The following is a 26404-nucleotide window of genomic DNA, read 5'->3' as shown; positions in this document are numbered from 1 at the left end:
GCGAGTGCTTCGCACTCGAGCGGGGATAAATCCCCTCGCCACAAAGACTGATCCAGACGTGGGTGATGATCCGATGTGGAACGGGACTGTTGCAAAGTATGTCTAGACTGTGACTGTCCCTATCGAGTGAAAAAACAATGACAACGCCCACCTCCCATTACACCGGTGAAGAGCGCAGCAAGCGCATCTTCGCCATCGTCGGCGCTTCGTCCGGCAACCTCGTCGAATGGTTCGACTTCTACGTCTACGCGTTCTGCGCGATCTATTTCGCCCCGGCGTTCTTCCCCTCCGATAACCCGACGGTGCAACTGGTCAACACCGCTGGCGTGTTCGCTGCCGGGTTCCTGATGCGTCCGATTGGTGGCTGGATTTTCGGCCGCGTCGCTGACAAGCACGGGCGCAAGAATTCGATGCTCATCTCGATTCTGATGATGTGCTTCGGCTCGCTGTTGATTGCCTGCTTGCCAACGTACAAGGACATCGGTGTCTGGGCGCCAGTGCTGTTGCTGTTCGCGCGTTTGCTGCAAGGTCTGTCGGTCGGCGGCGAATACGGCACCACCGCGACTTACATGAGCGAAGTTGCGCTCAAGGGCCAGCGCGGTTTCTTCGCCTCGTTCCAGTACGTCACGTTGATTGGCGGGCAACTGCTGGCGGTGTCGCTGGTGGTGGTGCTGCAACAGTTCCTCACTGAAGAAGATCTGCGTGCCTACGGCTGGCGGATTCCGTTTGTGGTCGGTGCGGTGGCGGCGCTGATTTCGCTGTTCCTGCGTCGTTCGCTGAAGGAAACCACCAACGAGGAAACCCGCGCGCACAAGGACGCCGGCAGCATCACCGCGCTGTTCCGCGATCACAAAGCGGCGTTCATCACTGTGCTCGGCTACACCGCTGGCGGCTCGCTGATTTTCTATACCTTCACCACCTACATGCAGAAATACCTGGTGAACACCGCCGGCATGCACGCCAAGACCGCCAGCTACATCATGACCGGCGCGCTGTTCCTGTATATGTGCATGCAGCCGTTGTTCGGCATGCTCGCCGACAAGATCGGCCGACGTAACTCGATGCTCTGGTTCGGCGCCCTCGGCACGCTGTTCACCGTGCCGATCCTGCTCAGCCTGAAAAGCATCAGCAGTCCGTTCCTCGCCTTTGTACTGATCACTCTGGCGCTGGCGATCGTCAGTTTCTACACCTCGATCAGTGGTCTGGTGAAAGCCGAGATGTTCCCGCCTGAAGTCCGCGCGCTGGGTGTCGGCCTGGCCTACGCAGTGGCGAATGCGATCTTCGGTGGCTCGGCAGAGTTTGTTGCCCTGAGCCTCAAGGCCGGCGGCATGGAAAACGCCTTCTACTGGTACGTCACGGCGATGATGGCGGTGGCCTTCCTGTTCAGCCTGCGTTTGCCCAAGCAGGCGAAGTATCTGCACCACGATCTGTAAACCCATGTGCGCGGGCTGCGAGGCCCGCGCCGGCAAGGACTGTTTATGACTCAGCGACCGGGCAATCAATTGTTCGATGCCTATTTCACCGCCCGCAATATGCGCGAAGTGTTCTGCGATCAGGGCCGCGTACAGGCGATGCTCGATTTCGAAGCGGCGCTGGCCCGGGCCGAAGCGCGGGTCGGGCTGATTCCTTCATCGGCGGTGGCACCGATTGCCGCAGCGTGCGAGGCGGGCCTGTACGACTTTGCGGTGCTGGGTGAGGCGATCGCCACGGCCGGCAATTCGGCGATTCCACTGGTCAAGGCCTTGGGCAAGCAGATCGCCTCGACCGATGCCGAAGCCGAGCGCTATGTGCATCTGGGGGCGACCAGTCAGGATGTGATGGATTCCGGGCTGGTCGTGCAATTGCGCCAGGCGCTGGCGCTGATCGAAAACCAATTGGCACAACTGGCCGACTCGCTCGCCACTCAGGCACAACGCTTCGCCACCACGCCACTGGCCGGGCGCACCTGGCTGCAACACGCCACGCCCGTGACCCTCGGGATGAAAATTGCTGGATGGCTTGGCGCCGTCACGCGCAGCCGTCAGCGTCTGCAACAACTGAAACCGCGTCTGCTGGTGCTGCAATTCGGTGGCGCCTCCGGCACGCTCGCGGCGCTGGGCGAGCAGGCGTTGCCGATCGCCGAGGCCTTGGCCGAAGAGCTGCAACTGACCCTACCCGAGCAACCGTGGCATACCCAGCGTGACCGCATCGTCGAATTCGGCGCTGTGCTTGGCCTGATCGCCGGCAGCCTCGGCAAATTCGGCCGCGACATCAGCCTGTTGATGCAGACCGAAACAGCGGAGGTTTTCGAGCCCGCCGCACCGGGCAAAGGCGGGTCGTCGACCATGCCGCACAAACGCAACCCGGTTGGCGCGGCGGTGCTGATCGGCGCGGCCACGCGGGTGCCGGGGCTGGTGTCGACGCTGTTCAGCGCGATGCCGCAGGAGCACGAACGCAGCCTCGGTTTGTGGCACGCCGAATGGGAAACCCTGCCGGAGATCTGCTGCCTGGTGTCCGGTTCGCTGCAACAGGCGCGCTTGCTGGCCGATGGTCTGGAAGTCGATGCGGCGCGCATGGCCCGCAACCTCGAATTGACCCAAGGCCTGGTGCTGGCCGAAGCGGTGAGCATCGTCCTCGCCCAACGCGTCGGCCGCGACACCGCGCATCATCTGCTCGAACAATGCTGCAAACGCGCCGTGGCCGAGCAACGCCATTTGCGTGCGGTGCTCGCTGACGAGCCGCAAGTCACCGCCGAACTCAGTGGCGCGGAACTCGATGATCTTCTGAGCCCCGCGCATTACCTCGGCCAGGCGCAAGTCTGGGTCGAGCGCGCGGTGGCCGAACACAACGCTTTGACTGTCTGAAGGAGAGGGCTGTGGCTTTCGTTCAACTCGCCGATGGCGAACTGCACTATCAAATTGAGGGCCGGGCGGAGGCGCCGGTGCTGGTGCTGTCCAACTCGCTGGGCACCGACCTGCACATGTGGGACGCGCAGATGCCGGCATTCACCGAGCATTTCCGCGTGCTGCGTTTCGACACGCGCGGCCACGGTCAATCGCTGGTTACCGAGGGGCCGTACAGCATCGAACAACTTGGTCGCGACGTGCTCGGTCTGCTCGATGCGCTGCATATCGAGCGCGCGCATTTCTGCGGACTGTCGATGGGCGGGCTGATCGGTCAGTGGCTGGGGATCAATGCCGGGCATCGTCTGCACAAACTGATCGTGTGCAACACCGCAGCGAAGATCGGTGATCCGTCGGTGTGGAATCCGCGCATCGAAACCGTGTTGCGCGACGGCCCGGCGGCGATGGTCGCGCTACGTGATGCCTCGATTGCGCGCTGGTTCACCCCGGATTTTTCGGCGGCGCACCCGGACGCGGCGAAGAAAATTACCGACATGCTTGCCGCAACCAATCCACAAGGCTATGCGGCCAACTGCGCGGCCGTGCGCGATGCCGATTTCCGTGACCAACTGGCTTCGATCAACGTGCCGTTGCTGGTGATTGCGGGCAGCGAAGATGCGGTGACGCCGCCGTCCGGCGGGCACTTCATTCGCGACCACGTGCGCGGTGCCGAGTACGCCGAGTTCCAGGCGGCGCATTTGTCCAACGTGCAGGCTGGCGCCGATTTCAGTGATCGGGTGCTGGCGTTTCTGCAGGCTCAGTGAGGAAGATTTTGTGGACGAGAAACAACGTTACGACGAAGGCATGCAAATACGCCGCGCGGTGCTGGGCGATGCCCATGTCGATCGCAGCCTGACCACGCTGACCGAGTTCAACTCGGAATTCCAGGAGATGATCACCCGCCACGCCTGGGGTGACATCTGGACCCGCCCGGGCCTGCCCCGGCACACCCGCAGCCTGATCACCATCGCCATGCTGATCGGTATGAACCGCGAGGGCGAACTGAAACTGCACCTGCGCGCGGCGGCCAACAACGGCGTGAGCCGTGGCGAGATCAAGGAAGTGATCATGCAGAGCGCAATCTACTGCGGCATCCCGGCGGCGAATGCGACGTTTCATTTGGCGGAATCGGTGTGGGATGAGCTAGGAGTCGAATCCCGGGATTGATGGCGCCCGAAATTACGCCTTCGCGAGCAAGCTCGCTCCCACATTGGAGTTGTGTCGATCACAAAACAAATGTGGGAGCGAGCTTGCTCGCGAAGGCCATTTCATATTCGACAGAGATGTCGACTGAAGCTGCGCTTTCGCGAGCAGGCTCGCTCCCACAGTGGGGCATGTGTGGTTAGAGAAGGCTGATCGGGTAGCTGACGATCAACCGGTTCTCGTCGAACTCGTTGTTGCTGAAGTCGCGGCGCATGGTCGAGTTGCGCCATCTGACGTTCAAATCCTTCAACGTGCCGCTCTGCACCGTGTAACCCAGTTCCGACTCGCGACCCCATTCCTTGCCGTCGGTGATCGTCCCGGTGTGCACGTTGTCGCCGCTGATGTAGCGGTTCATCAGGGTCAGGCCGGGGATGCCCATGGCGGCGAAGTTGTAGTCGTGGCGCAACTGCCAGGAGCGTTCCTGAGCGTTGTCATAACTGGCGTTGTAGCTGTCGTTGGCCAGCGTCCCGCCACTGGTGCCGTTGACGCGCATCCAGGCGCTGTCGCCGGTGAGTTTCTGCAGGCCGAGGTAGAACGTGTTGCCGCCATACTTGGCCGAAAACATCCCGTACCAGGTCTTGTTGTCCAGATCGCCGGCGCGAGCGCTGCCATCTTCCTTGCCGTAGAAAAAGCCGAGGTTGGCGCCCAGCGTCCAGTCGCCGAGCGGCTGGCTGTGCAGCACGTTGAGGTACTGCTGGCTGTAGATGTCCTTGAGTTGCGCGTTCCACAAGCCGATCTGCGTGCGCTTGTCGTTGAACAGGTATTCGCCGCCCTGGAAGTTGAAGCGATCTGAGGTGAACGCGGCTTTGCCGGTCATCGACATGTCGCTCATGCTGCTGTCGTCGCGCGGGCTGTTGGCGCGGAACTGGCCGCCATAGAGGGTCAGGCCGGCGATTTCCTTCGAGGTGATCTGGCCGCCACGGAAGGTTTGCGGCAGCGAGCGACCGTCGTCCGAACGCAGAATCGGCAGCACCGGCATCCACTCACCGACCTTGACTTCGGTCTGCGAAAGCTTGGCCTTGAAGGCGACGTTGGTGCGGCCAAAGTTGTCCGCCGGGCCACCGTCATGGTCCAGCGGCAACAACTGCGTGCCGCCCGTGCCTTTACCGCCATCGAGCTTGACCGAATACAGCCCGAGCACGTCCATGCCGAAGCCGACCGTGCCTTGGGTGAAACCGGATTTGGCGTCGAGGATGAAACTCTGCGTCCACTCTTCAGCTTTGCCTTGGGTCTTGGTCGGGTTGGTGAAGTTGCGGTTGATATAGAAGTTGCGCAGGTTCAGGTTGACCTTGGCGCCCTCGACGAAACCGCTTTCTTCGGCGCTGGCTGGCAGGGCCAGACCGGCGATGGTCAGGGCGATCACAGCGGGCAATGCGTAGGGCACAGGGAAAACTGTCATGGACTTGGGTCTCTCTTGTTTTTTTAGGGCGAACGGCTGCGCTGCCGCGGCGGGTGCGGCGCAGGCAACGTGATGCAGGTCTGAGATGAAACGGTGGCGGTCAGCCGGGCGGGGCAGGGCGCTGGAGCATGGTGTCGAACCTTGTTGTTATTGGTTTTCTGGTTCGAATGGTGAAGGGCCTGTGTGTTCGGGTTCAATTGCTGAAAGCGGGTTTTGGGCGGTTATCGAACGCAAGATTCAGCCGGTTTTTGGGTGAATGTGAGGGCCTCATCGCTGGCAAGCCAGCTCCCACAGATTTTTGCATCGCTCACAAATTTGGGTACACCACAGAACATTGTGGGAGCTGGCTTGCCAGCGATGAGGCCAGACAAGACAACGTAGTTTTATGGCAGGCAACAAAAAGCCCACCAGTCGGTGGGCTTTTTGTTTCACTCGATGATGATCAGAACAGCTTCATCTTCGGCGCTTCTTCTTTCAGCGGTTCGTTCTGCGCAGTTTGCGCATTCCAGCCACCGCCCAATGCCTTGTACAGGTTGACCGCGCTGTTCAGCTGCGCGAGGCGGTCGGTGATCAGCGCTTGTTGCGCGCTGAACAGCTGACGCTGGGCATCGAGGAAGGTCAGGTTGCTGTCGACGCCGATGCGATAGCGACGTTCGGCCAGGCGGTAGTAATCCTGGTTGGCCTGAACGAAGTCACGTTGCGCCTGCAGCTGCTCGGTATAGGTCTGGCGTGCGGCGAGGCCGTCGGCGACTTCCTGGAAGGCGGTCTGGATCGACTTCTCGTAGTTCGCCACGCCAATGTCCTTCTGGATCTTGGCGTAGTCGAGGCTGGCGCGCAGGCTGCCGGCGTTGAAGATCGGCAGGTTGATCTGCGGCTGGAACAGCCACGTCCCCGAACCACCCTTGAACAGGCCGGACAGATCCGGGCTCAGGCTGCCCGCGTTGGCGGTCAGGCTGATGCTCGGGAAGAACGCTGCACGCGCCGCGCCGATGTTGGCGTTGGCCGCTTTCAGGTTGTACTCGGCTTGCAGAATGTCCGGGCGGCGTTGCAGCAGATCCGAAGGCAGACCGGCCGGCACGTCGCTGAGCAGGTCATCGGACAGCGGTTTGGCCGCTTGCAGGTTGGCCGGGATACCGGTGCCAAGCAGCAGGGTCAGGCTGTTCTCGTCCTGCGCGACCTGGCGGGTATAGCGCGCCAGTTGTGCCCGGGCGTTTTCCACGGAAGTGCGCGACTGCGCCAGATCCAACGCCGAGGCCACACCGACTTCGTTGCTGCGGCTGGTCAGCTTGTAGCTTTCTTCGAAGGCACCCAGGGTGTCCTGCGTCAGCTTGAGCAGTTCCTTGTCCGCCTGCCAGGTCAGGTAGGCATTGGCGACGTTGGCGACCAGACTGATCTGCGTACTGCGGCGTGCTTCTTCAGTAGCGAAGTATTGTTGCAGCGCTTGCTCGCTCAGGCTGCGCACCCGACCGAACAGATCGAGTTCGTAGGCGCTGACGCCGACGGTCGCCGAGTAGGAGCTGGTGATCCCCGACTCGCCGGTCTGCGAGGCACGGGCCGGCAGACGCTGGCGGCTGCCAGCGGCATTGGCCGACACTGCCGGGAACAGGTCGGCGCGCTGGATGCGGTACTGCGCCGCGTAAGCGTCGATGTTCAGCGCCGCGACACGCAGGTCGCGGTTGTTTTCCAGGGCGACCTGGATCAGCTGTTGCAGGGCCGGGTCATGGAAAAACTGCTTCCAGCCCTGTTCGGCAGCGGCTTGCGCCGGAGCCTGGGCCGGCGAATACGCCGGCCCCTGCGGGTACTGGCCTGCGACCGGAGCCTCAGGCTGCTGATAGTCAGGTATCAGCGAGCAACCGCTCAGCACGAAGGCAGCGACTGCGATGGAGAGTAGCGACTTGCTCATTGGCCAGCCTCTTTAGGAGTTTCAGTAGTCTCATCCGCGTCGGTCTTTTTGCGCTGACCGATGGACGACACAGTAACGAAGAACAGTGGGACCCAGAAGATCGCCAGGATCGTGGCCGTGAGCATACCGCCAATCACGCCGGTACCGATCGCATGTTGACTGCCTGAACCGGCGCCGGTGGAAATCGCCAGCGGCACAACACCGAGGACGAAGGCCAGCGAGGTCATGATGATCGGGCGCAGACGCATGCGGCAGGCTTCGATTGCCGCTTCACGCAGGGTGCGTCCCTGTTCATGCAGTTCCTTGGCGAATTCGACAATCAGAATGGCGTTTTTAGCCGCCAGACCGATGGTCGTCAACAAGCCCACCTGGAAGTACACGTCGTTGGACAGACCGCGCAGGCTGGTGGCCATCAGTGCACCGATGATCCCCAGCGGTACCACGAGCATGACAGCGATCGGAATCGACCAGCTCTCATACAGCGCCGCCAGACACAGGAACACCATCAGCAGCGACAGGGCATACAGCGCCGGCGCTTGCGAGCCGGACAGACGTTCCTCGTAGGACAGACCGGTCCAGGAGATACCCACACCGGACGGCAGCTTCTTGGCAATCGCTTCGACTTCAGCCATCGCTTCACCGGTGGAGTAGCCCGGCGCCGGAGCCCCGAGGACCTCGACCGCTTCCACACCGTTATAGCGCGCCAGCTTCGGCGAACCGTAGACCCACTCGCCCTTGGCAAATGCCGAGAACGGAACCATGGTGCCTTCGGCGTTACGCACGTACCACTTCTTCAAGTCTTCCGGGCTCATGCGCGAGTCCGGCTGGCCCTGCACGTAGACTTTCTTCACCCGACCACGGTCGATGAAGTCGTTGACGTAGCTACTGCCCAGCGCGATCGACAGGGTGTTGTTGATGTCGCTGATGGTGATGCCGAGGGCACTGGCCTTCTCGTCGTCGATTTCCAGTTGGAACTGCGGCTCATCGTTCAGGCCGTTCGGACGCACCTGGGTCAGCACCTTGCTTTGCGCCGCCATGCCGAGGAACTGGTTGCGCGCTTCCATCAGTTTTTCGTGGCCGATACCGGCACGGTCCTGCAGGAACACGTCGAAACCGGTGGCGTTACCCAATTCCAGAACCGCTGGCGGGGCGAAGGCAAACACCATCGCGTCGCGGAAGCTGAAGAAGTGTTGTTGGGCACGCGCAGCGAGGTTGAACACGCTGTTGTCGGCGTTACGTTCGCCCCACGGCTTGAGCATGATGAACGCCATACCCGAGCTCTGCCCACGGCCGGCGAAGTTGAAGCCGGTCACGGTGAACACCGAAGCCACCGCGTCCGCCTCACCGCCGTCCTTGTTCGGACGCAGCAGGTACTCACGCATTTCGTCCACGACCACTTGCGTACGCTGGGCACTGGAACCGGCCGGGGTCTGTACCTGGGCGAACAGAACGCCCTGGTCTTCTTCCGGCAGGAACGCGGTCGGGATGCGGGTGAACAGCCAGATCATGCCCACGACGATCAGCAGGTACGCCAGCAGGTACGGCGCCTTGCGGGTCAGCATGTTGCCGACGCCACGCTCGTAGCTGCGTACGCCACGGTCGAAGTTGCGGTTGAACCAGCCGAAGAAACCTTTCTTCGGGGTGCCGTGCTCGCCTTTCGGAATCGGCTTGAGCATGGTTGCGCACAGCGCCGGGGTGAAGATCAGGGCAACCAGTACCGACAGGGCCATCGCCGAAACGATGGTGATCGAGAACTGCTTGTAGATCACACCGGTGGAGCCGCTGAAGAACGCCATCGGCAGCAGTACCGCGGAGAGCACGAGGGCGATACCGACCAGTGCACCCTGGATCTGGCCCATGGATTTCTTCGTCGCTTCTTTCGGTGACAAGCCTTCTTCGCTCATCACTCGCTCGACGTTTTCCACCACGACGATGGCGTCGTCCACCAGCAGACCGATGGCCAGCACCATGCCGAACATGGTCAGGGTGTTGATGCTGAAACCGGCGGCGGCGAGGATGCCGAATGTACCGAGCAGTACCACCGGCACGGTCATCGTGGTGATGACGGTGGCGCGGAAGTTCTGCAGGAACAGGAACATCACCAGGAACACCAGCGCGATCGCTTCGACCAGGGTGTGCACCACGCCTTTGATCGACTCGGTCACCACCGGGGTGGTGTCATACGGGAACACCACTTCCATGCCTTGCGGGAAGAACGGCTTGAGGCTGTCGATGGTGTTGCGCAGCGCTTTGGCCGTATCGAGGGCGTTGGCGCCGTTGGCCAGTTTCACCGCCAGACCGGACGCCGGGCTGCCGTTGAACTGGGCGCTGATCGCGTAGTTCTCACCGCCGAGGCCGACTTCAGCCACGTCTTTGAGGCGAACCTGCGAGCCGTCCTTGTTGACCTTGAGCAGAATTTCCTTGAACTGCTCGGCGGTCTGCAGACGGGTCTTGCCGATGATCGTCGCGTTCAGTTGCTGGCCCTGCACGGCAGGCAAGCCACCGAGCTGACCGGACGACACCTGGACGTTCTGCGCAGCAATGGCGTTTTTCACGTCGACCGGGGTCAGGTTGAAGTTGTTCAACTTGGCCGGGTCGAGCCAGATCCGCATCGCGTACTGCGCACCGAAGACCTGGAAGTCACCGACGCCAGCGGTCCGCGAGATCGGGTCCTGCATGTTCGACACGATGTAGTTGGACAGGTCGTCCTTGGTCATGCTGCCGTCACGCGACACCACGCCGATTACCAGCAGGAAGTTCTTCACTGCCTTGGTCACGCGGATACCCTGTTGCTGCACTTCCTGCGGCAGCAGCGGGGTGGCCAGGTTCAGCTTGTTCTGGACCTGAACCTGCGCGGTGTCGGAGTTGGTGCCTTGCTCGAAGGTTGCGGTGATGGTCATGCTGCCGTCGGAGTTACTTTCCGAAGACACATAACGCAGGTTGTCGATACCGTTGAGCTGTTGCTCGATGACCTGTACCACGGTGTCCTGCACGGTTTGTGCGGACGCGCCTGGGTAGGTCACCTGGATCGCAATGGCCGGTGGCGCAATGCTCGGGTATTGGTTGATCGGCAATTTCAGGATCGAAAGTGCCCCGACCAGCATGATCACCAGGGCGATTACCCAGGCGAAAATCGGACGGTCGATGAAGAATTTTGACATGGGTTACTCCCCTTTGCCGCCGGCGGCTTTGTCAGCTGCCTGTGCGGGGGCCGGGTTCTTGGTGCCGACGTTAGTCGCCTCGGTCGCTTTGACCTCGACGCCCGGTTTGACGTACTGCAGCCCTTCGGTGATCAGACGATCGCCGGCTTTCAGGCCGTCTTCGATCAGCCACTGGCTGCCGACGGTGCGGCTGGCCTTGAGCTGACGCAGCTCGACCTTGTTGTCGGCGCCGACGACCAGCGCGGTCGGGGTGCCTTTGAGGTCGCGGGTGACGCCTTGTTGCGGCGCGAGGATCGCTGCGCTGTTGACGCCGGCCTGCAACTGGGCGTGGACGAACATGCCTGGCAGCAGGGTGTGATCCGGGTTCGGGAATACCGCGCGCAGGGTCACCGAGCCGGTGGTCTGGTCAACCGAGACTTCGGAGAATTCCAGCTTGCCGTCGAGCTTGTACTGGCTGCCGTCTTCCAGGGTCAGCTTGACCGCAGCGGCGTTGTCGCCAGCCTTCTGCAGACGGCCGCTTTCCAGTTCGCGGCGCAGTTCCAGCAGTTCCACCGACGACTGGGTCACGTCGACGTAGATCGGATCGAGCTGCTGAATTACTGCCATTGCATCGGCCTGGCCATTGCTGACCAGTGCGCCTTCGGTGACCGAAGAGCGGCCGATACGGCCAGAGATCGGCGCGTAGACCTTGGTGTAACGCACGTTGATCTGCGCAGTCTGCAGCGACGCTTCCGATTGCAGGCGGTTAGCCAGCGCGGTGTCGTATTCCTGACGGCTCACCGCTTGCTCATCGACCAACTGCTTGTAGCGGTCGGAGATCGACTTGGTCGAACGCAGGTTGGCTTCGGCACTTTTCAGGGTCGCTTCGTAGACCGACGGATCGATCTGATACAGCTGCTGGCCGGCTTTGACGTCGGCGCCTTCCTTGAACAGACGCTTGAGGATGATGCCGTTGACCTGCGGGCGAACTTCAGCGATGCGGAACGCACTGGTGCGGCCCGGCAGCTCGGAGGTGAGGGTAAAGGCTTGTGGTTGCAGGGTGACGACGCCGACCTGAGGAGGCGGAGCGGCAGGGGCCGCTTCTTCCTTTTTACATCCGCTGAGCAGCGATGCCAGGGCGACGGCAGTGACCAGAGCGGTAACAGCTGGCTTGAATTGCATGAAGATCCTCGGGTCAGGCGCGCAAGAAGCGCACAAGAAGTGTGAAAGAGTAAAAATCGGGCACCGGGTGGATAAGTAGCTTGCTAAGTAATATACTTACGTTCATGGTTGTTTGTAAACACCTGCGCCGCGTACCCACCCTGATACAAAAGTCGTCGCAAGGTTTGAAATTGTAGGCCGGGGAGTCGATTCACGAGAGATCGCCCCCCTCTTTATTCAGCGGATATTCAGCCATCCCTGAAACATCCTGTTTGAGGTTTTACTGCCATGGTCCGTCGTACCAAAGAGGAAGCTCAGGAAACCCGCAACCAGATTCTGGAAGCGGCCGAGAAAGCCTTCTATGAAAGGGGGGTTGCCCGCACCACCCTGGCGGACATCGCGACCCTCGCCGGCGTGACGCGTGGCGCCATCTACTGGCATTTCAGCAACAAGGCCGACCTGGTCCAGGCCATGCTCGACAGCCTGCACGAACCGCTGGATGAACTGGCCAAGGCCAGCGAAAGCGAGGACGAACCTGACCCGCTGGGCTGCATGCGCCAGTTGCTGATTCATTTGTTTCATCAAGTTGCACTGGACCCGAAAACCCGGCGCATCAACGAAATTCTGTTTCATAAGTGCGAGTTCACCGATGAAATGTGCGATCTGCGCCAGCAGCGCCGGACGGCCAGTCTCGATTGCAACGTGCGCATCGGCCTGACCCTGCGTAATGCGGTGAATCGCGGCCAGTTGCCGGAAGATCTCGACACTGCCCGCGCGGCGATCAGCATTCATGCCTACATCGACGGCCTGCTGTACGGCTGGCTGCTGGCCCCGGACAGCTTCGAACTGCACGCCGAGGCTGAACGCTGGGTCGACACCGGGCTGGACATGCTGCGCCTGAGCCCAAGCCTGCGCAAATGAAACAAAATGCGCAATTGCCCGGGGAGATGTCAATCAGCCGCCATGGCCGATTATTGCGGCGGGGAGTTTAAACGTAGCCAGCCGTGGATTTTGTAGGGAAATTGTGTCGCTGTTGTGAAACGTTGTCGCTGGCTCTTACCCTGCGCCAACAACAAAAAGCCCCGGACTCTCACAAGTCCGGGGCTTTTTCATTGCTGCACTACAGCGTGCTTACAAGGTCGGATAGTCGATATAACCCACCGGACCCTTACCGTAGAACGTCTCCGGATGCGGCTCGTTCAACGGCGCATCAGCCTGCAAACGTGCCGGCAGATCCGGGTTGGCAATGAACGGCACGCCGAAAGCGACCGCGTCTGCCTTGCCACTGGCCAGCCACTCGTTGGCGCTTTCCTTGGTGAACTTCTCGTTGGCAATGTATGGGCCACCGAACGCTTCTTTCAGTCGCGGACCGAGGCTGTCGGCGCCTTCTTTTTCGCGCGAGCAGATGAACGCGATGCCGCGCTTGCCCAGTTCACGGGCGACGTAGGTGAAGGTCTCGGCGAGGTTGTCATCGCCCATGTCGTGGGAATCGGCACGCGGTGCCAGGTGCACACCAATGCGACCAGCGCCCCAGACTTCGATCGCGGCGTCGGTCACTTCCAGCAGCAGGCGTGCACGGTTCTCCAGCGAGCCGCCGTACTGGTCGGTGCGCTGGTTGGTGCTGCTTTGCAGGAACTGGTCGAGCAGGTAACCGTTGGCGCCGTGGATTTCCACGCCGTCGAAACCGGCGGCTTTGGCATTCTCGGCGCCAGTGCGGTAGGCGTCGACGATGTCGGCGATTTCAGCGGTTTCCAGGGCGCGTGGGGTTGGATAGTCGGCCAGTGGACGCACCAGGCTGACGTGGCCCTTTGGCTGGATGGCGCTTGGCGCGACCGGTGCTTCACCGTTCAGGTACGAAGGGTGAGAGATGCGGCCGACGTGCCACAGTTGCAGGAAGATCTTGCCGCCAGCGCCGTGAATCGCCTTGGTCACGTTGGCCCAGCCACGCACTTGATCGTTGGACCAGATGCCCGGGGTGTCCGGGTAGCCGACGCCCATCGGCGTTACCGACGTGGCTTCGCTGAGGATCAGGCCGGCCGAGGCGCGTTGTACGTAGTATTCGGCCATCAGCGCGTTCGGCACACGGCCTTCGTCGGCGCGGCAGCGGGTCAGCGGGGCCATGATGATGCGGTTGTTCAGCTCGATGTCGCCGAGTTTGATCGGGTCGAAAATAGTCGCCATGTCTAGAAGCCTCTCTTTAATGAAGGAAGTTGATCAGTTGGAAGCAGGCGCCAGCTCGGCATTGCCGTTCTGGCGGAAGGTAATCAGGGTCACCAGCAGGGCCAGTACAGCCAGCGCGGCGGCAGCCAGTGGCACGCTGGACAGGCCGTAGCCGTGGGCGATAACGCTGCCGCCAACCCAGGCGCCGAGGGCGTTGCCGACGTTAAAGGCGCCGATGTTCAGGGTCGAAACCAGGTTCGGTGCAGCCTTGCCAAAGGTCACCACGTTGACTTGCAGCGCCGGCACAGCGGCGAAACACGCGGTGGCCCAAAGGAACAGGGTGATTTCGGTCGGGATCAGCGCGACGCTGGTCCAGCTCAGCACGGTGGAAACCACGGCCATTGCGATGAACACGCCAATCAGCGTGGCGGCCATGCCTTTGTCGGCGAGTTTGCCGCCGATGATGTTGCCGACCGTCAGGCCCAGACCGATGAGCATCAGCGTCCAGGTCACGCCACGCGGCGATACGCCGGTGACTTCGCCAAGCAGCGGCGCGACATAGGTGAACAGGGTGAACACCGAGGCGGCGAACAGCGCGGTCATGCTCAGCGACAGCCAGATGCCGGCGCCTTTGAGCGCGGCGAGTTCGGCGCGCATGTCGAGTTTTTCTTCGTCACGCTTGGCCGGCAGGAACCGGATCAGGCCGATCAGCGCGATCACACCGATGACGGTCACTGCCCAGAAGGTCGAACGCCAGCCGGCTTCCTGACCCAGCGCCGTGCCCAGTGGCACGCCAAGTACGTTGGCCAGGGTCAGACCGGTGAACATCAACGCGACCGCCGAGGCACGTTTGTTTGGCGCGACCAGATTGGCCGCTACTACCGAGCCGATGCCAAAGAACGCACCGTGACACAGTGCGGTGACGACCCGGGCAAACATCAGCACGTTGTAGTCGCTGGCGATGGCGCAGAGCAGGTTGCCGACAATAAAGATGCCCATCAACGCCACCAGCGCGGCCTTGCGCGGCAGCTTCGCGGTAGCCAGTGCCATGAACGGTGCACCGATGGCCACGCCCAGGGCGTAACCGGTGACCAGCCAGCCAGCGCCGGGAATCGACACACCGAGGTCCGCCGCCACGTCGGGCAGCAGGCCCATGATGACGAACTCGGTGGTGCCGATGGCGAAGGCGCTCAGGGCGAGAATGAGGAGCGAAAGGGGCATGCAGGTTTCCTTGTCGGCTGGCTGACGTTAAGGGTCAGAGCTCTTTACTGAGGGTGCTGAGAAACGCCTGGATGACGTCCTCGTTACGTTTGAAAAAATGCCACTGCCCGGCCTTCTGGCTGCTGATCAGCCCGGCGCGTTGCAGGGTCGCCAGGTGCGCCGACACGGTCGATTGCGACAGGCCGCAACGCTGATCGATCTGCCCGGCGCAAATACCGTATTCATGGTTGTGCAACTGCTCGGGGAATTCGCCTTTCGGGTCTTTCAGCCAGTTGAGGATGTCTCGCCGTACTGGGTGCGCCAGGGCTTTTATTATTTCGTCGAGGTCGAGGTTCATGGCTTGGGCTCGTGGTGGCAGTGGCGATATATCGCGATGGAGCGAACTTTAAATCGTTGGATCGCGATATACCAATATGAAAATGGTCTGACGAGCCAATAAATCGCTATATCGGGTTATAACGATATGGGCGTGTCGAATGACCGGACGCGGTGCTAAGCTGCGCCCATGAACTATCTCGCGCACTTGCATCTCGGCGGCCAGCGCCCCGGTCAGTTACTCGGCAGCCTGTATGGCGACTTCGTCAAAGGTCGGCTGCAAGGCCAATTCGACCCGGAAGTGGAGGCGGCGATCGCGCTGCATCGGCGCATCGATGTTTTCACTGATCGGCATCCCTTGGTCGACATCGCTTTGGGCCGCTTTACCGAAACGCGGCGGCGTTACGCCGGAATCGTCCTCGATGTGTTTTTCGATCACTGCCTGGCGCGAGACTGGCCGCTGTATGCCGACCGACCGCTGGAGCAGTTCACCGCAGACGTCTATCAGGTGCTGTCCCGCGAACGACAGTTGCCGGAACGGCTGGCAAAGATCGCCCCGCACATGGTCGCCAACGACTGGCTGGGCTCGTATCGCGAATTCGAGGTGCTGGAACAGGTGTTGCGCGGGATCTCGCGACGGCTGACCAGACCCGAGGAATTGGCCGGGGCGATGGCGGAGTTGCGACGCTTGTATGAACCGTTGAGTGAAGATTTCAGCCTGTTTTACCCGCAACTGCAGGATTTTGCAGTGCAATCACATACAACCTGAATTCCTGTGGGAGCTGGCTTGCCAGCGATAGCTTCGGCACATTCAACTTTGATGTTGATTGATCGACCGCTTTCGCGGGCAAGCCCGCTCCCACAGGGGGCCAAGGTGATTTTGGCATTTGTGTTTCAGGCAGCGATTGCCGGGCGCATGGGCGATTGTCGGGTTTCCGGAATCGATCCAAACAACACCTTCTGCACCGCCTGCTGCGCTTCGAACGCCAGCGCCGCACGTTCGCGGCCCTGGCATTCAATCGGCTTGAGCAGATGCACTTCGACGTCGCCGCAGTCATGGCTGAACAGGCGCATCAGGTGCGAGAGCAAATCATCGTCGCCAATGAACGGTGCGAGCGTGTCGATTTCGCCGTCACGCAGATAACGGATCGCCACCGGTTGCAGCATCACTTCGGAATCGATCGCCGCCGACAGCAGGCGACCATGGAAAGTGCGCAGCGAACGGCCATCGGTGGTGGTGCCTTCGGGGAACATCAGCAGTGCATGTTCGGTTTGCAGATGGCGGGTCATCTGTTTGCGGATCAACTGGCTGTCGCCCGACCCACGGCGGATGAACAGGCTGCCGGCCTTGGCCGCGAGCCAGCCGGCCACCGGCCAGGTGCGCACTTCGGCCTTGGACAGAAACGACAGCGGCGTGAGCATGCCCAGCAGCGGAATGTCGGTCCACGAGACGTGATTGCTGACCCACAGCATCGGCTGTTTTGGCAGCTCGCCATGGACGCTCACGCGAAACGGCAGGGCATTGCTCAGCCGCGCCATGAAGAAGCGCGACCAGCGCTGACGCCGCTCCATCGAATGAGCCAGACCGAGGCGTTCGAACACGCCGAAGACGCTGGCCATGGTCAGCCCCAGCGTCACCACCAGCAGCACTCGCGCGATTCGCGCGTACACCCGCAACCGGCTCATCACACCGCCGCCTTGAAGTGCCTGGCGTAGCGCGGGCAGAGTTCGTCGCGCTTGAGCAGGATGAACACGTCGGCGACCTGGAAGTCTTCGTCCCAGCACGGCTCGCCGCAGATCTTCGCACCGAGGCGCATGTAGGCCTTGAGCAGCGGCGGCATTTCGGCGATGACGTTGGACGGGATATCCAGCGTCGGCAGCGGATTTTTCGGCTCGGCGCGCAGGTGTTCGGTGCACAGATAACGCTCGCGCAGACGCTGCATGATCGCGTGGGCCTGAATGCCGCCGTCCTGCATCGGGATGCTCGCGCAACCCATCAGGTAGCTGTAGCCGCCCTGATTGAGCACTTCGGCCAATTCACCCCAGAGCACGGCGATGGTGCCACCGTTGCGGTACGCCGGATCGACGCAGGTGCGGCCGATTTCCAGGATCGGGCCTTGCAGATGCGCCAGGCCATGCAGGCTGAATTCTTCTTCACTGTAGAACTTGCCGAGGCTGCTGGCGGCGGTGTGATCGAGCAGACGCGTGGTCGCCACCAAGCGCCCGGTGTTCAGATCACGCACGCCGATGTGGCTGCAGTGAACATCATAATCATCCATGTCCAGACCCAGTTCGGCGCCTTTCAGTTTGGCGTTGAATTCGCCACTGAAGACGGCGAAGCGCAGGGCCTGGGCTTGCTGCAAGGCTTGTGCGCCGATCAGGCGTTCGGCTTGCAGGCGGCGTTCATTGCCGGTGTCGCTGATGCGGGCGATTTGCGTCATGTGAATCTCCGTACGGGCCTTTAACCCGTCGTGGGTTGCAGCCGATCGACTTTCTTTATGCAGCCGTGTTGTGCAAAGTCAGGCTATGTAGCCCCGGTGTCATCGCCATGAACGTTCGGTGATGCTTATATGACAGCCCACAAGGAGGCGCCCATGCCCTGGACAGATCTGCTGCACCGCCGTGAACGCTCGCCCACCGTTGCCGATCTGGCCGAAGGCTTTGCGACGCTGTTGCAGACGCTGGGCAACGTCACGCCGTTCGAGTTGGCGGTGGCCGGCGGGCGGCGGATGGCCACGCCGGGGCTGGCGTTTCTGGTTGGTTATCAGGCGGCGCTGCGCATGTTGTGGCCGAGCGCGCCGCTGAGCCTTGGCGCCTTGTGCGCGACCGAACAACGCAGCCTGCGCCCGGCCGAGATGCAAACGCGGCTGCGCGATTTGCGCTTGAGCGGACGCAAGGATTTCGTCACCGCCGGCGATGCCGCCGACTGGCTGCTGGTGGCGGCACGTAGTGAGGAGCCGGGCGAAACACCGCGCCTGAGTCTGGCGGTGGTGTATCCCGGCGAGCCCGGCGTGAAGGTGGAAAAACTACCGGCGTTGCCGCTGATGCCGGACATCAGCCACGGCCGCCTGCACCTCGACGGCGCCCTGTGCGAGCTGCTCGCTGGCGATGGCTGGGACGCCTACGTCAAACCGTTTCGCAGTCTTGAGGATGTCTACGTGCTCAGCGCCATGACCGCGTGGCTGTACGGCATCGGCCAGGACAGCAATTGGCCGCAGGCCCTGCAACTGCGTTTGCTGGCGCTGTTGGCCGGGTGCGCCGAGGCCAGCCGGCAAGCGCCGAACAATCCGGCCGGTCATGTGCTGTTGGGTGGGTTGTTTGCGCAGTTTGAATCCCTCAAGACCGAGGTAGATCAGGCGTTGTTGCAGGGTGATCCTGCGTGTGCGGCGATGTGGCAGCGTGATCAAGGCGTGATGCAGTTGGCTGCAGGGGCCCGGGCCAAGCGCTTGGCCAAGGCTCTTGCGTTGGCCTGACTGGCCTCATCGCGGGCAAGCCCGCTCCCACAGGTTTCAAAGGTGTTCATGAAATGTGCGTTCACTTGGGACCCCTGTGGGAGCTGGCTTGCCAGCGATGGCAATTTCATGGACGACCAACATCTAAAATTTGTCATGAGCTCCGACTAGGCTCAGCAGGTTCATTCCCAGAGCCTCAACCATGTTCAAAGGCCTGTCCCTGTTCCTGCTGCTGATCAGCCTCACCGCCCACGCCGAACAATGGCCCGGCGAGCAATGGCCGACCGCCCCACAGATCGCCGGCCCGGCCGTCGATGCGCTGGAAACCTACGCCTTCGCGCCCCGCAACGACGCCACCCGCGAAGGCATCCGCACCGACGCCTTGCTGATCATCCGCGACGGCCAGATTCTCTACGAACGCTACGCCGCTCCGACCACTGCACAGACTCCGCACCTGACCTGGTCAATCAGCAAAAGCCTGCTGGCCACGCTCCTCGGCATGGCCTACGGCGAAGGCCTGTTCAAGCTCGACGATCCGGCGCTGAAGTTCTACCCGGCGCTGGACAAACACCCGGCGATCACCCTCGGCCATCTGCTGGACTGGGCCTCCGGTCTGGATTGGCAGGAGGACTACGAATACGCGCCGCTGAAATCTTCGGTGGTGGCGATGCTCTACACCCGCGGCCGTCGCGACATAGCCGCATTCACTGCGAACCACGATGCTTACGCCGCAGCGGGCCAGGCTTTCCGCTATTCCAGCGGTGACAGCAATTTGCTCGCCGCCGCCCTGAAAACCATGGTCGGTGCAGAGCGTTATGCCGATTATCCGTGGACAGCATTGTTCGAGCCGTTAGGCATTCGCCACGCCGTGTGGGAAAGCGATGCCAGCGGTACATTTGTCGCCTCGTCCTATGCCTATCTCACTGCGCGCGATCTGGCGCGGGTCGGCCTGCTGATGGCGCGCGGCGGGCGCTGGAACGATCGGCAGTTGCTGCCCGAGGACTGGCTTGCGTTCAACCTGAAACCTTTTGCCGGCTACCAGGCGCAGCAGGACGAAGCCGTGCCCGGCGGCCATTGGTGGCTCAATCGGCCAGTCGATGGCGCACCATCACCATGGCCCGACGCCCCACCCGACACCTTCGCCGCCCTCGGCCATTGGGGCCAGGCGTTGTACGTGATGCCCAGTGAAAAGCTGGTGATCGTGCGTTACGGCGATGATCGTGATGGCAGCTATAAGCACAACGAATTGCTCAAACGCGTCTTGCAGGCGGTGCGGCCATGAAGCGCTTTCTATTGTTGCTGCTGATCGTGCTGCTCGGCTGGGGTTGGTATGAACGGGAGAATCTCTGGGCGTTCCCGGACATCATCAGCGCCTACACCGCCAAGGAATATTGCTCGTGCCGGTATGTGATGAACAACGATGCCGGGTATTGCCGTGGTTATGTAAAGCAATGGCTGCCAACCAGCGGTTTTACCGATGACGCTTCGAGCAAAACCATCACCGTCAGCGGTATGGGCCGCAGTAACAGCGCGCAATGGCTGAGCGAACGCCAGGGCTGTCGCCTGAATCCTTGAATTATCTGGTCTCCCCTGTGGGAGCTAGCCTGCTCGCGAAATCGTCGCAAGCCGCAATACATGCTGTGCGGGGAGCATTGCATTCGCGAGCAGGCTCGCTCCCACAGGGCTTGCAATAACTTGGCGGGCGGTTAAGGTTCGTGCAGGTTTATCGCCCCCACGAGTGTTCAATGTTCAACCGCTCCCTCTATACAACCTTCGCCAGTCTGCTGTTGACCGCCGCGGCACTGCCGGCCCAGGCCAATTGGTATCTGGACGGCGAGTCGTCGCGGCTGTCGTTTGTCAGCACAAAAAATGCCAGCGTGTCGGAAGTGCAGCGCTTTCTGGTGCTGCACGGCAAGGTCGATCCCAACGGTCGTGCCGAGGTCGAAGTCGAGCTCGAATCGATCAACAGCGGCATTCCGCTGCGCGATGAGCGCATGCGCAAGGAGCTGTTCCAGATCGAGCAGTTTCCCGCAGCCACCATCACTACGCAGATCGACTTGCGCCCGATCAACGATCTGGCCCCCGGCGCGCAGCTGGAATTGCGCCTGCCGCTGACCGTCAGCCTGCACGGCAAGCAGCACGAATACCCGGCCGAGTTGCTCGCCACGCGTCTGGATGATCGGCGCTTTCAAGTGGTCACGCTGGAGCCGCTGGTGATCAATGCCGAGGATTTCGATCTGGCGCCGGGTCTGGAAAGCCTGCGCAAACTCGCCGATCTGTCGGCGATCAGTCTGTCGGTGCCGGTGGGTGCGGTGCTGATTTTCACGGCGCGCTGACATGCGCGGTGCGGTGTTCCCCTGGCGTGACGGCAACCGTTTCGAACTGTTGATCGACGGCCCGCAGTTCTTTCCGCGCATGCTCGAGCACATTGCCGGGGCAAAAGAGCAAATCGAACTGGAGCTGTATCTGGTCGAGGCCGGTGCCTGCGCCGAAGCCATCGTGCAGGCACTGGTCGCGGCGGCCGAGCGCGGCGTGCGCGTGCGTTGCCTGTTCGATGATTACGGCAGCCTCGCGTTCACGCTGCATCTGCGCCAGCGCCTGACGCAGGCCGGGGTCGAGCTGCGTTTCTACAATCGCCTGAGCTGGCGGCGCTGGGTCGGTAACTTCTATCGTGACCACCGTAAATTGCTGCTGGTCGACCAATGCCTGGCAGTGGTCGGCGGCACCGGCGTGACCGATGAATTCTGGACGCCGGGCCATGATGTCAGCGAGTGGCACGAGGTGATGGTCGAGATCAGCGGCCCGTTGGTGATCGATTGGCAATTGCTGTTTGACCGGCAGTGGATCGCCAACCGTTATCGCCGCGCCTGGCGCCCGGCCGCGCATTTCGGTCTGCCGCGCCTGCCGCGTGTGCCGGACAAGGGCGAGGGCATGGGCCGCGTGGCTTACGCCGACGCCCGACAGCACCGCGACATTCTGCAGTCACTGTTCCGCGCCTTGAACAGCGGCCAGCAGCGCATCTGGATGGCCACGCCGTACTTTCTGCCAACCTGGCAAATCCGCCGCTCGCTGCGCAAAGCCGCCGCACGCGGTGTCGATGTACGGCTGCTGCTGACCGGGCCGCGCACCGATCACCCGTCAGTGCGCTACGCCGGGCATCGCTACTATCCGCGCCTGCTCAAGGCTGGCGTGCAGATCTTTGAATACCAGCCGTGCTTCCTGCACCTGAAAATGGTTCTGGTCGACGAATGGGTGAGCATCGGTTCGTGCAACTTCGATCACTGGAATCTGCGTTTCAATCTGGAGGCGAATCTGGAAGCGCTGGACCCGGCGCTGACGGCAGCGGTGGAGGCGAGCTTTGTGAAGGACTTCGGCTTGAGTCAGCTGGTGAGTCTTGAGGAATGGCAGCGCCGACCGTTGTGGCGGCGGGTCAAGCAGCGGGTGTGGGGCTGGGTGGACCGGTTGGTGGTGAATATTCTCGACCGTCGCGGGTAGCCGTTGATTCAAAGACACCGAAAGTCCGATGTGGGAGGGGGCTTGCTCTCGAAGGCGGAGTGTCATTGAGCAGATGAATGCCTGACACACCGCCTTCGGGAGCAAGCCCCCTCCCACAGGTTCATGTGTTACCTGAAAAAATTACAGCAGTTCAAAACTCTGCTGCGTCACCGCCTGCGAGTCCAGGCCGATCTGTACGTTGAACTTGCCAGGCTCGGCGGCGTATTTGAGCTGGGCGTTGTAAAACTTCAGGTCTTCCTCGGTGATGGTGAAGTGCACGACTTTCTGTTCGCCGGCCTTGAGCATGATCTTCTGGAAGTTCTTCAGTTCTTTCACCGGACGGATCATCGAGCCGGTGACGTCCTGGATGTACAGCTGCACCACGGTTTCGCCGTCACGCTTGCCGGTGTTCTTGACCATGACGCTGGCGTCGAGCTTGCCGCTGGCGTTCAGGGTGGTCGATGACAGCGCCATATCGCTCAGGGCGAAGGTGGTGTAGCTCAGGCCATAGCCGAACGGGAACAGCGGACCGGTGGTGTCATCGAAATACTGCGAGGTGTAGTTGCCCGGTTTGCCCGGTGTGAACGGCCGGCCAATGCTCAGGTGGTTGTAGTAGGTCGGGATCTGGCCCACGGAACGCGGGAAGGTCACCGGCAGTTTGCCCGACGGGTTGTAGTCGCCGAACAGCACGTCGGCGATGGCGTTGCCGCCCTCGGTGCCGCTGAACCAGGTTTCCAGAATCGCGTCGGCCGACTGGTTCTCTTCGAGAATCGTCAGCGGGCGGCCGTTCATCAACACCAGCACCAGCGGTTTGCCAGTGGCTTTGAGCGCGCGGATCAATTCGCGCTGGGTTTCCGGAATGTTCAGGTCAGTGCGGCTCGAGGATTCGTGGGACATGCCACGGGACTCGCCCACCGCTGCAACGATCACATCAGCCTCTTTCGCTGCTTTCACCGCTTCGTCGATCAGCACGCTGGCCGGGCGCGGGTCATCGACCACTTCCGGGGCATCGAAGTTGAGGAAGTTCAGGTAGTCGAGGACCTTCTTGTCGCCCGTGATGTTGGCGCCACGGGCATAGATCAGGTTGGCCTTGTCGCCGATCACCGAACGCATGCCATCGAACAAAGTGACCGATTGCGCCGGACGTCCGGCGGCGGCCCAACTGCCCATCATGTCGATCGGCGCTTTTGCCAATGGACCGACCAGCGCGATTTTCGCGTCTTTCTTCAGCGGCAGGGTTTCGTTCTGATTCTTCAGCAGCACCAGACTGCGCCGCGCCACTTCGCGGGCCTCGGCGCGGTGCAGGCGGCTATCGGCGTAGGTGTCGGCCGGGTCATCCTCGGCCTTGCCGATGCGCAGGTATGGGTCCTTGAACAAGCCCATGTCGTACTTGGCCGCGAGGACTTCGCGCACGGCGTTATCGATGTCTTTCTGTTCTATCTCGCCGGACTTGAGCAACCCCGGCAGCTCTTTGCCGTAGAGGGTGTCGTTCATGCTCATGTCGATGCCGGCCTTGATCGCCAGCTTCGCCGCTTCGCGACCGTCCCGGGCGACGCCGTGCTTGATCAGTTCGAAGATCGCGCCGTGATCGCTGACCGCCAGGCCTTTGAAGCCCCAGTCCTTGCGCAGCAGATCATTCATCAGCCAGGTGTTGGCCGTGGCCGGAATGCCGTTGATCGAATTCAACGCCACCATCACACCGCCAGCGCCGGCATCGATCGCGGCGCGGTAGGGCGGCAGGTAATCCTGGTACATCTTCACCGGGCTCATGTCGACGGTGTTGTAGTCACGACCGCCCTCGACCGCGCCGTACAGGGCGAAATGCTTGACGCTGGCCATGATGCTGTCGGCAGCGCTCGGGGTCTCGCCCTGATAGGCCTTGACCATGACTTTGGCGATGCGTGAGGTCAGGTAGGTGTCTTCGCCAAAACCTTCGGAGCTGCGGCCCCAGCGCGGGTCGCGGGAGATGTCGACCATCGGCGCGAAGGTGATGTCGAGGCTGTCGGCGGCGGCCTCTTTAGCCGCAACGCGACCGGACTGGCCGATGGCATCCATGTCCCAGCTCGATGCGAGGGCCAGTGGAATCGGGAAAATCGTACGGTGACCATGGATCACGTCGTACGCGAAAAACATCGGAATCTTCAGGCGACTGCGCATGGCCGCGTCCTGCATCGGACGGTTTTCCGGGCGGGTGATCGAGTTGAACGTGCCGCCGATGTTGCCGGCGGCGATTTCCTTGCGGATCAGCTCGCGGGGCATTTCCGGGCCGATGCTGATCAGGCGCAACTGGCCGATCTTCTCGTCGAGGGTCATTTGTTTCATCAGGTTGCTGATGAAAGCGTCCTTGTTCTCCAAAGGTACCGGGGTCGTGGCGGCCAGTACCTGATGACTGGCCAGGCTGACGAACAGACCCAGCAAACACAGCTTCTTCATGAATTTTTTCTCAAGGGCCCAAACGGTGATGCAACACCGGCCAGCCAAAATATAGGGAGCGACTATTGTTGTTCGGGTGCCGGCGCAAAATTCTGAGCCGGAAAACCGCAGCCGACAGCGGCAACGTGAACGCGAAGGGCACTTTTTAGCCGATTAACCCGTCGCATGCCAGTGGCGGCGCCGATTATGCCCCAACCGCTGGCCGGGAATGCCCAGCGCTCGGTTTTTAAATCCAATGTGTCATGGAGCATCACTGCAATGAATATCAGCCCAACCTACCGTTCACGGCTACAAGTCGCCACGTTGCTGGTGTGCGCCACGCTGTTGACCGCGTGCGGCATCAACAATATCCCGACCCTTGATGAACAGGCGAAAGCCGCCTGGGGCCAGGTGCAGAACCAGTACCAGCGCCGCGCCGACCTGATTCCCAATCTGGTGGAAACCGTGAAGGGCTACGCGGCCCACGAACAGGAAACCCTGACTGCTGTGATTGAGGCGCGAGCCAAGGCCACCTCGATTCAGGTCGATGCCAGCACCCTCGACAATCCCGAGAAGCTCAAGCAGTTCCAGCAGGCGCAGGATCAACTGACCGGCGCATTGAGCCGTTTGATGGTGGTCTCCGAGCGCTATCCGGATCTGAAGGCCAACCAGAATTTCCTCGCCTTGCAATCGCAACTCGAAGGCACGGAAAACCGCATTGCCGTGGCGCGTCGCGATTTCATCCTGGCGGTGCAGAAATACAACACCGAGATCCGCACCTTCCCCGGTCGCCTGTGGCACAGCGTGATGTACAGCGATCTGCCGGTGCGCGAGACCTTCGAAGCCACCACGCCCGGCGCGGAGAAGGCCCCGGAAGTGAAATTCTGATTCGAGGTCGTCCATGCGTGTGTTGAAACTAAGCCTGGTGCTGATGCTCTGGCTGTTCGCCGTCAGCGCCCGGGCCGAACTGACGTTTCCGCCGCTGAGCGGGCGCGTGGTCGATCAGGCGCAGATGCTCGAGCCATCGATTCGCGCGCAACTGAGCCAGCAATTGCAGGCGCACGAGCAGGCCACTGGTGAGCAGTTGGTGGTGGTCACGCTGCCGGATCTGCAGGGCACCACCATTGAGGATTTCGGCGTTCAGCTCGGTCGGCACTGGGGCATCGGCCAGAAGGACAAGAACAACGGCGCCTTGCTGATCGTCGCCCGTGACGAGCGCAAACTGCGCATCGAAGTCGGCTATGGCCTGGAGGATCGCCTGACCGATGCGCAGTCGTCGGTGATCATTCATCAGGTCATCACCCCGGCGTTCAAGGCCGGCAACTTCAGCAAAGGCATCAGCGATGGCGTTGCGGCGATGCTGGTGGTGCTTGGTGGCAATCCGCTCGATGAGCCGTCGACCGTGTACGAATCCAGCGGCGACCCGGCGGATGATTTCATCTCGCGGCATCCGGCGCTGTTCATGTTTCTGGTGATGTTGTTCATCCTGACGGTGTTTGTCTGCCAGATGCTCGGTATCCTGCCTGCCGGCCGGGGCGGCTCCGGAGGAGGGGGCGGCTTTGGCGGTGGCGGCGGATTCGGCGGCGGTGGCGGTGGCGGCTTCAGCGGTGGCGGGGGCAGTTTCGGCGGCGGCGGTTCGTCCGGCGGCTGGTGAGATCAAA

23 protein-coding genes are annotated in these 26404 nt (G+C 61.7%); 13 read left to right on the top strand and 10 right to left on the bottom strand.

What is annotated here, in order from left to right:
- Positions 1-137: 137 nt before the first annotated feature.
- Genes ACMYUN_RS08190 through pcaC form a run of 4 tightly spaced genes read left to right on the top strand, consistent with a single transcriptional unit; the run spans position 138 to position 4049 of the window.
- On the top strand, positions 138-1433 hold the full coding sequence (locus tag ACMYUN_RS08190; protein ID WP_039762664.1) for an MFS family transporter: 1296 nt from the start codon (positions 138-140) through the stop codon (positions 1431-1433).
- 45 nt (positions 1434-1478) lie between these two features.
- Complete coding sequence (locus ACMYUN_RS08185; protein WP_415763435.1) at positions 1479-2843, top strand: 3-carboxy-cis,cis-muconate cycloisomerase; 1365 nt, start codon at positions 1479-1481, stop codon at positions 2841-2843.
- Between the two features lie 11 nt (positions 2844-2854).
- A complete protein-coding gene (pcaD, locus tag ACMYUN_RS08180) occupies positions 2855-3646 on the top strand; it encodes a 3-oxoadipate enol-lactonase (protein ID WP_415763434.1) in 792 nt (263 codons plus the stop codon).
- 10 nt (positions 3647-3656) lie between these two features.
- Positions 3657-4049 carry a 4-carboxymuconolactone decarboxylase gene (gene pcaC / locus ACMYUN_RS08175; RefSeq protein WP_415763433.1) on the top strand — a complete coding sequence of 131 codons (393 nt, stop codon included), beginning with the start codon at positions 3657-3659 and terminating at the stop codon, positions 4047-4049.
- 175 nt (positions 4050-4224) lie between these two features.
- On the opposite strand, the gene ACMYUN_RS08170 is transcribed toward pcaC, so the two are convergent.
- From ACMYUN_RS08170 to emhA, 4 genes are all read right to left on the bottom strand, one after another.
- Complete coding sequence (locus ACMYUN_RS08170; RefSeq protein ID WP_415763432.1) at positions 4225-5484, bottom strand: OprD family porin; 1260 nt, start codon at positions 5482-5484, stop codon at positions 4225-4227.
- 442 nt (positions 5485-5926) lie between these two features.
- A complete protein-coding gene (emhC, locus tag ACMYUN_RS08165; protein WP_129998857.1) occupies positions 5927-7387 on the bottom strand; it encodes an efflux RND transporter outer membrane subunit EmhC in 1461 nt (486 codons plus the stop codon).
- Complete coding sequence (gene emhB / locus ACMYUN_RS08160; RefSeq protein ID WP_039762672.1) at positions 7384-10548, bottom strand: efflux RND transporter permease subunit EmhB; 3165 nt, start codon at positions 10546-10548, stop codon at positions 7384-7386. Before emhB ends, emhC begins: the two co-directional genes overlap by 4 nt.
- A gap of 3 nt (positions 10549-10551) precedes the next feature.
- Positions 10552-11709, bottom strand: coding sequence for an efflux RND transporter periplasmic adaptor subunit EmhA (gene emhA / locus ACMYUN_RS08155; protein WP_039762673.1), 1158 nt, complete (start codon positions 11707-11709; stop codon positions 10552-10554).
- Between the two features lie 267 nt (positions 11710-11976).
- Between emhA and emhR the strand changes: the two genes are divergently transcribed.
- The gene (emhR, locus tag ACMYUN_RS08150) at positions 11977-12609 is read left to right on the top strand and encodes an efflux system transcriptional repressor EmhR (RefSeq protein WP_415763431.1); all 633 of its coding nucleotides are present in this window, start codon (positions 11977-11979) and stop codon (positions 12607-12609) included.
- A 210-nt stretch (positions 12610-12819) separates the two neighbouring features.
- Here the strand turns inward: emhR and ACMYUN_RS08145 are convergent, their stop codons facing one another.
- Genes ACMYUN_RS08145 through ACMYUN_RS08135 form a run of 3 tightly spaced genes read right to left on the bottom strand, consistent with a single transcriptional unit; the run spans position 12820 to position 15406 of the window.
- Positions 12820-13869 (bottom strand): alkene reductase, encoded by a 1050-nt coding sequence (locus ACMYUN_RS08145; protein ID WP_415763430.1) that lies wholly within the window; start codon positions 13867-13869, stop codon positions 12820-12822.
- A 33-nt stretch (positions 13870-13902) separates the two neighbouring features.
- Positions 13903-15069, bottom strand: a complete 1167-nt coding sequence (locus tag ACMYUN_RS08140; protein WP_415763429.1) for an MFS transporter — start codon at positions 15067-15069, stop codon at positions 13903-13905.
- 34 nt (positions 15070-15103) lie between these two features.
- Positions 15104-15406, bottom strand: coding sequence for an ArsR/SmtB family transcription factor (locus ACMYUN_RS08135; RefSeq protein ID WP_016771327.1), 303 nt, complete (start codon positions 15404-15406; stop codon positions 15104-15106).
- Between the two features lie 168 nt (positions 15407-15574).
- Between ACMYUN_RS08135 and ACMYUN_RS08130 the strand changes: the two genes are divergently transcribed.
- Positions 15575-16153, top strand: coding sequence for an ACP phosphodiesterase (locus ACMYUN_RS08130; RefSeq protein ID WP_415763428.1), 579 nt, complete (start codon positions 15575-15577; stop codon positions 16151-16153).
- Between the two features lie 125 nt (positions 16154-16278).
- Here the strand turns inward: ACMYUN_RS08130 and ACMYUN_RS08125 are convergent, their stop codons facing one another.
- On the bottom strand, positions 16279-17070 hold the full coding sequence (locus tag ACMYUN_RS08125; RefSeq protein WP_039762676.1) for a lysophospholipid acyltransferase family protein: 792 nt from the start codon (positions 17068-17070) through the stop codon (positions 16279-16281).
- A complete protein-coding gene (gene olsB, locus ACMYUN_RS08120) occupies positions 17070-17825 on the bottom strand; it encodes an L-ornithine N(alpha)-acyltransferase (RefSeq protein WP_039762677.1) in 756 nt (251 codons plus the stop codon). Before olsB ends, ACMYUN_RS08125 begins: the two co-directional genes overlap by 1 nt.
- A 153-nt stretch (positions 17826-17978) precedes the next feature.
- Between olsB and ACMYUN_RS08115 the strand changes: the two genes are divergently transcribed.
- The 5 genes from ACMYUN_RS08115 (at position 17979) to ACMYUN_RS08095 (ending at position 22331) form a co-directional block, all read left to right on the top strand.
- A complete protein-coding gene (locus ACMYUN_RS08115) occupies positions 17979-18857 on the top strand; it encodes an acyl-CoA dehydrogenase (protein WP_415763427.1) in 879 nt (292 codons plus the stop codon).
- A 181-nt stretch (positions 18858-19038) separates the two neighbouring features.
- Positions 19039-20118 carry a serine hydrolase domain-containing protein gene (locus tag ACMYUN_RS08110; RefSeq protein WP_415763426.1) on the top strand — a complete coding sequence of 360 codons (1080 nt, stop codon included), beginning with the start codon at positions 19039-19041 and terminating at the stop codon, positions 20116-20118.
- A complete protein-coding gene (locus ACMYUN_RS08105) occupies positions 20115-20411 on the top strand; it encodes an amidase (RefSeq protein ID WP_252879570.1) in 297 nt (98 codons plus the stop codon). Before ACMYUN_RS08110 ends, ACMYUN_RS08105 begins: the two co-directional genes overlap by 4 nt.
- 170 nt (positions 20412-20581) lie before the next feature.
- A complete protein-coding gene (locus tag ACMYUN_RS08100) occupies positions 20582-21172 on the top strand; it encodes a YceI family protein (RefSeq protein WP_122505780.1) in 591 nt (196 codons plus the stop codon).
- A 1-nt stretch (position 21173) separates the two neighbouring features.
- Positions 21174-22331 (top strand): phospholipase D-like domain-containing protein, encoded by a 1158-nt coding sequence (locus ACMYUN_RS08095; RefSeq protein WP_039762686.1) that lies wholly within the window; start codon positions 21174-21176, stop codon positions 22329-22331.
- Between the two features lie 141 nt (positions 22332-22472).
- Here the strand turns inward: ACMYUN_RS08095 and bglX are convergent, their stop codons facing one another.
- A complete protein-coding gene (gene bglX / locus ACMYUN_RS08090) occupies positions 22473-24764 on the bottom strand; it encodes a beta-glucosidase BglX (RefSeq protein ID WP_039762688.1) in 2292 nt (763 codons plus the stop codon).
- 258 nt (positions 24765-25022) lie between these two features.
- Here bglX and ACMYUN_RS08085 point away from each other — a divergent pair, with 258 nt between their 5' ends.
- Both ACMYUN_RS08085 and ACMYUN_RS08080 read left to right on the top strand, forming a co-directional pair.
- Positions 25023-25631: a LemA family protein gene (locus ACMYUN_RS08085; protein ID WP_039762689.1), complete on the top strand. Its 609-nt coding sequence runs from the start codon at positions 25023-25025 to the stop codon at positions 25629-25631.
- Positions 25632-25644: 13 nt separating this feature from the next.
- Positions 25645-26397 (top strand): TPM domain-containing protein, encoded by a 753-nt coding sequence (locus tag ACMYUN_RS08080; protein WP_039762691.1) that lies wholly within the window; start codon positions 25645-25647, stop codon positions 26395-26397.
- Positions 26398-26404 lie beyond the last annotated feature (7 nt).

It is taken from the genome of Pseudomonas sp. CP4 (assembly GCF_047758505.1).
GTDB lineage: Bacteria > Pseudomonadota > Gammaproteobacteria > Pseudomonadales > Pseudomonadaceae > Aquipseudomonas > Aquipseudomonas fluorescens_AO.
The sequence above is the reverse complement of the archived record's forward strand: the minus strand, read 5'-3'. Positions and strand labels throughout refer to the sequence as shown.

Coding starts and splice junctions, on each gene's coding strand:
- bglX (WP_039762688.1), bottom strand. CDS start 24,764: ATGAAGAAGCTGTGTTTGCTGGGTCTGTTCGTCAGCCTGGCCAGTCAT.
- ACMYUN_RS08190 (WP_039762664.1), top strand. CDS start 138: ATGACAACGCCCACCTCCCATTACACCGGTGAAGAGCGCAGCAAGCGC.
- emhR (WP_415763431.1), top strand. CDS start 11,977: ATGGTCCGTCGTACCAAAGAGGAAGCTCAGGAAACCCGCAACCAGATT.
- ACMYUN_RS08170 (WP_415763432.1), bottom strand. CDS start 5,484: ATGACAGTTTTCCCTGTGCCCTACGCATTGCCCGCTGTGATCGCCCTG.
- emhA (WP_039762673.1), bottom strand. CDS start 11,709: ATGCAATTCAAGCCAGCTGTTACCGCTCTGGTCACTGCCGTCGCCCTG.
- ACMYUN_RS08115 (WP_415763427.1), top strand. CDS start 17,979: ATGCCCTGGACAGATCTGCTGCACCGCCGTGAACGCTCGCCCACCGTT.
- ACMYUN_RS08080 (WP_039762691.1), top strand. CDS start 25,645: ATGCGTGTGTTGAAACTAAGCCTGGTGCTGATGCTCTGGCTGTTCGCC.
- ACMYUN_RS08095 (WP_039762686.1), top strand. CDS start 21,174: ATGCGCGGTGCGGTGTTCCCCTGGCGTGACGGCAACCGTTTCGAACTG.
- emhB (WP_039762672.1), bottom strand. CDS start 10,548: ATGTCAAAATTCTTCATCGACCGTCCGATTTTCGCCTGGGTAATCGCC.
- emhC (WP_129998857.1), bottom strand. CDS start 7,387: ATGAGCAAGTCGCTACTCTCCATCGCAGTCGCTGCCTTCGTGCTGAGC.
- ACMYUN_RS08100 (WP_122505780.1), top strand. CDS start 20,582: ATGTTCAACCGCTCCCTCTATACAACCTTCGCCAGTCTGCTGTTGACC.
- ACMYUN_RS08145 (WP_415763430.1), bottom strand. CDS start 13,869: ATGGCGACTATTTTCGACCCGATCAAACTCGGCGACATCGAGCTGAAC.
- ACMYUN_RS08135 (WP_016771327.1), bottom strand. CDS start 15,406: ATGAACCTCGACCTCGACGAAATAATAAAAGCCCTGGCGCACCCAGTA.
- olsB (WP_039762677.1), bottom strand. CDS start 17,825: ATGACGCAAATCGCCCGCATCAGCGACACCGGCAATGAACGCCGCCTG.
- ACMYUN_RS08130 (WP_415763428.1), top strand. CDS start 15,575: ATGAACTATCTCGCGCACTTGCATCTCGGCGGCCAGCGCCCCGGTCAG.
- ACMYUN_RS08125 (WP_039762676.1), bottom strand. CDS start 17,070: ATGAGCCGGTTGCGGGTGTACGCGCGAATCGCGCGAGTGCTGCTGGTG.
- ACMYUN_RS08140 (WP_415763429.1), bottom strand. CDS start 15,069: ATGCCCCTTTCGCTCCTCATTCTCGCCCTGAGCGCCTTCGCCATCGGC.
- ACMYUN_RS08105 (WP_252879570.1), top strand. CDS start 20,115: ATGAAGCGCTTTCTATTGTTGCTGCTGATCGTGCTGCTCGGCTGGGGT.
- ACMYUN_RS08185 (WP_415763435.1), top strand. CDS start 1,479: ATGACTCAGCGACCGGGCAATCAATTGTTCGATGCCTATTTCACCGCC.
- ACMYUN_RS08110 (WP_415763426.1), top strand. CDS start 19,039: ATGTTCAAAGGCCTGTCCCTGTTCCTGCTGCTGATCAGCCTCACCGCC.
- ACMYUN_RS08085 (WP_039762689.1), top strand. CDS start 25,023: ATGAATATCAGCCCAACCTACCGTTCACGGCTACAAGTCGCCACGTTG.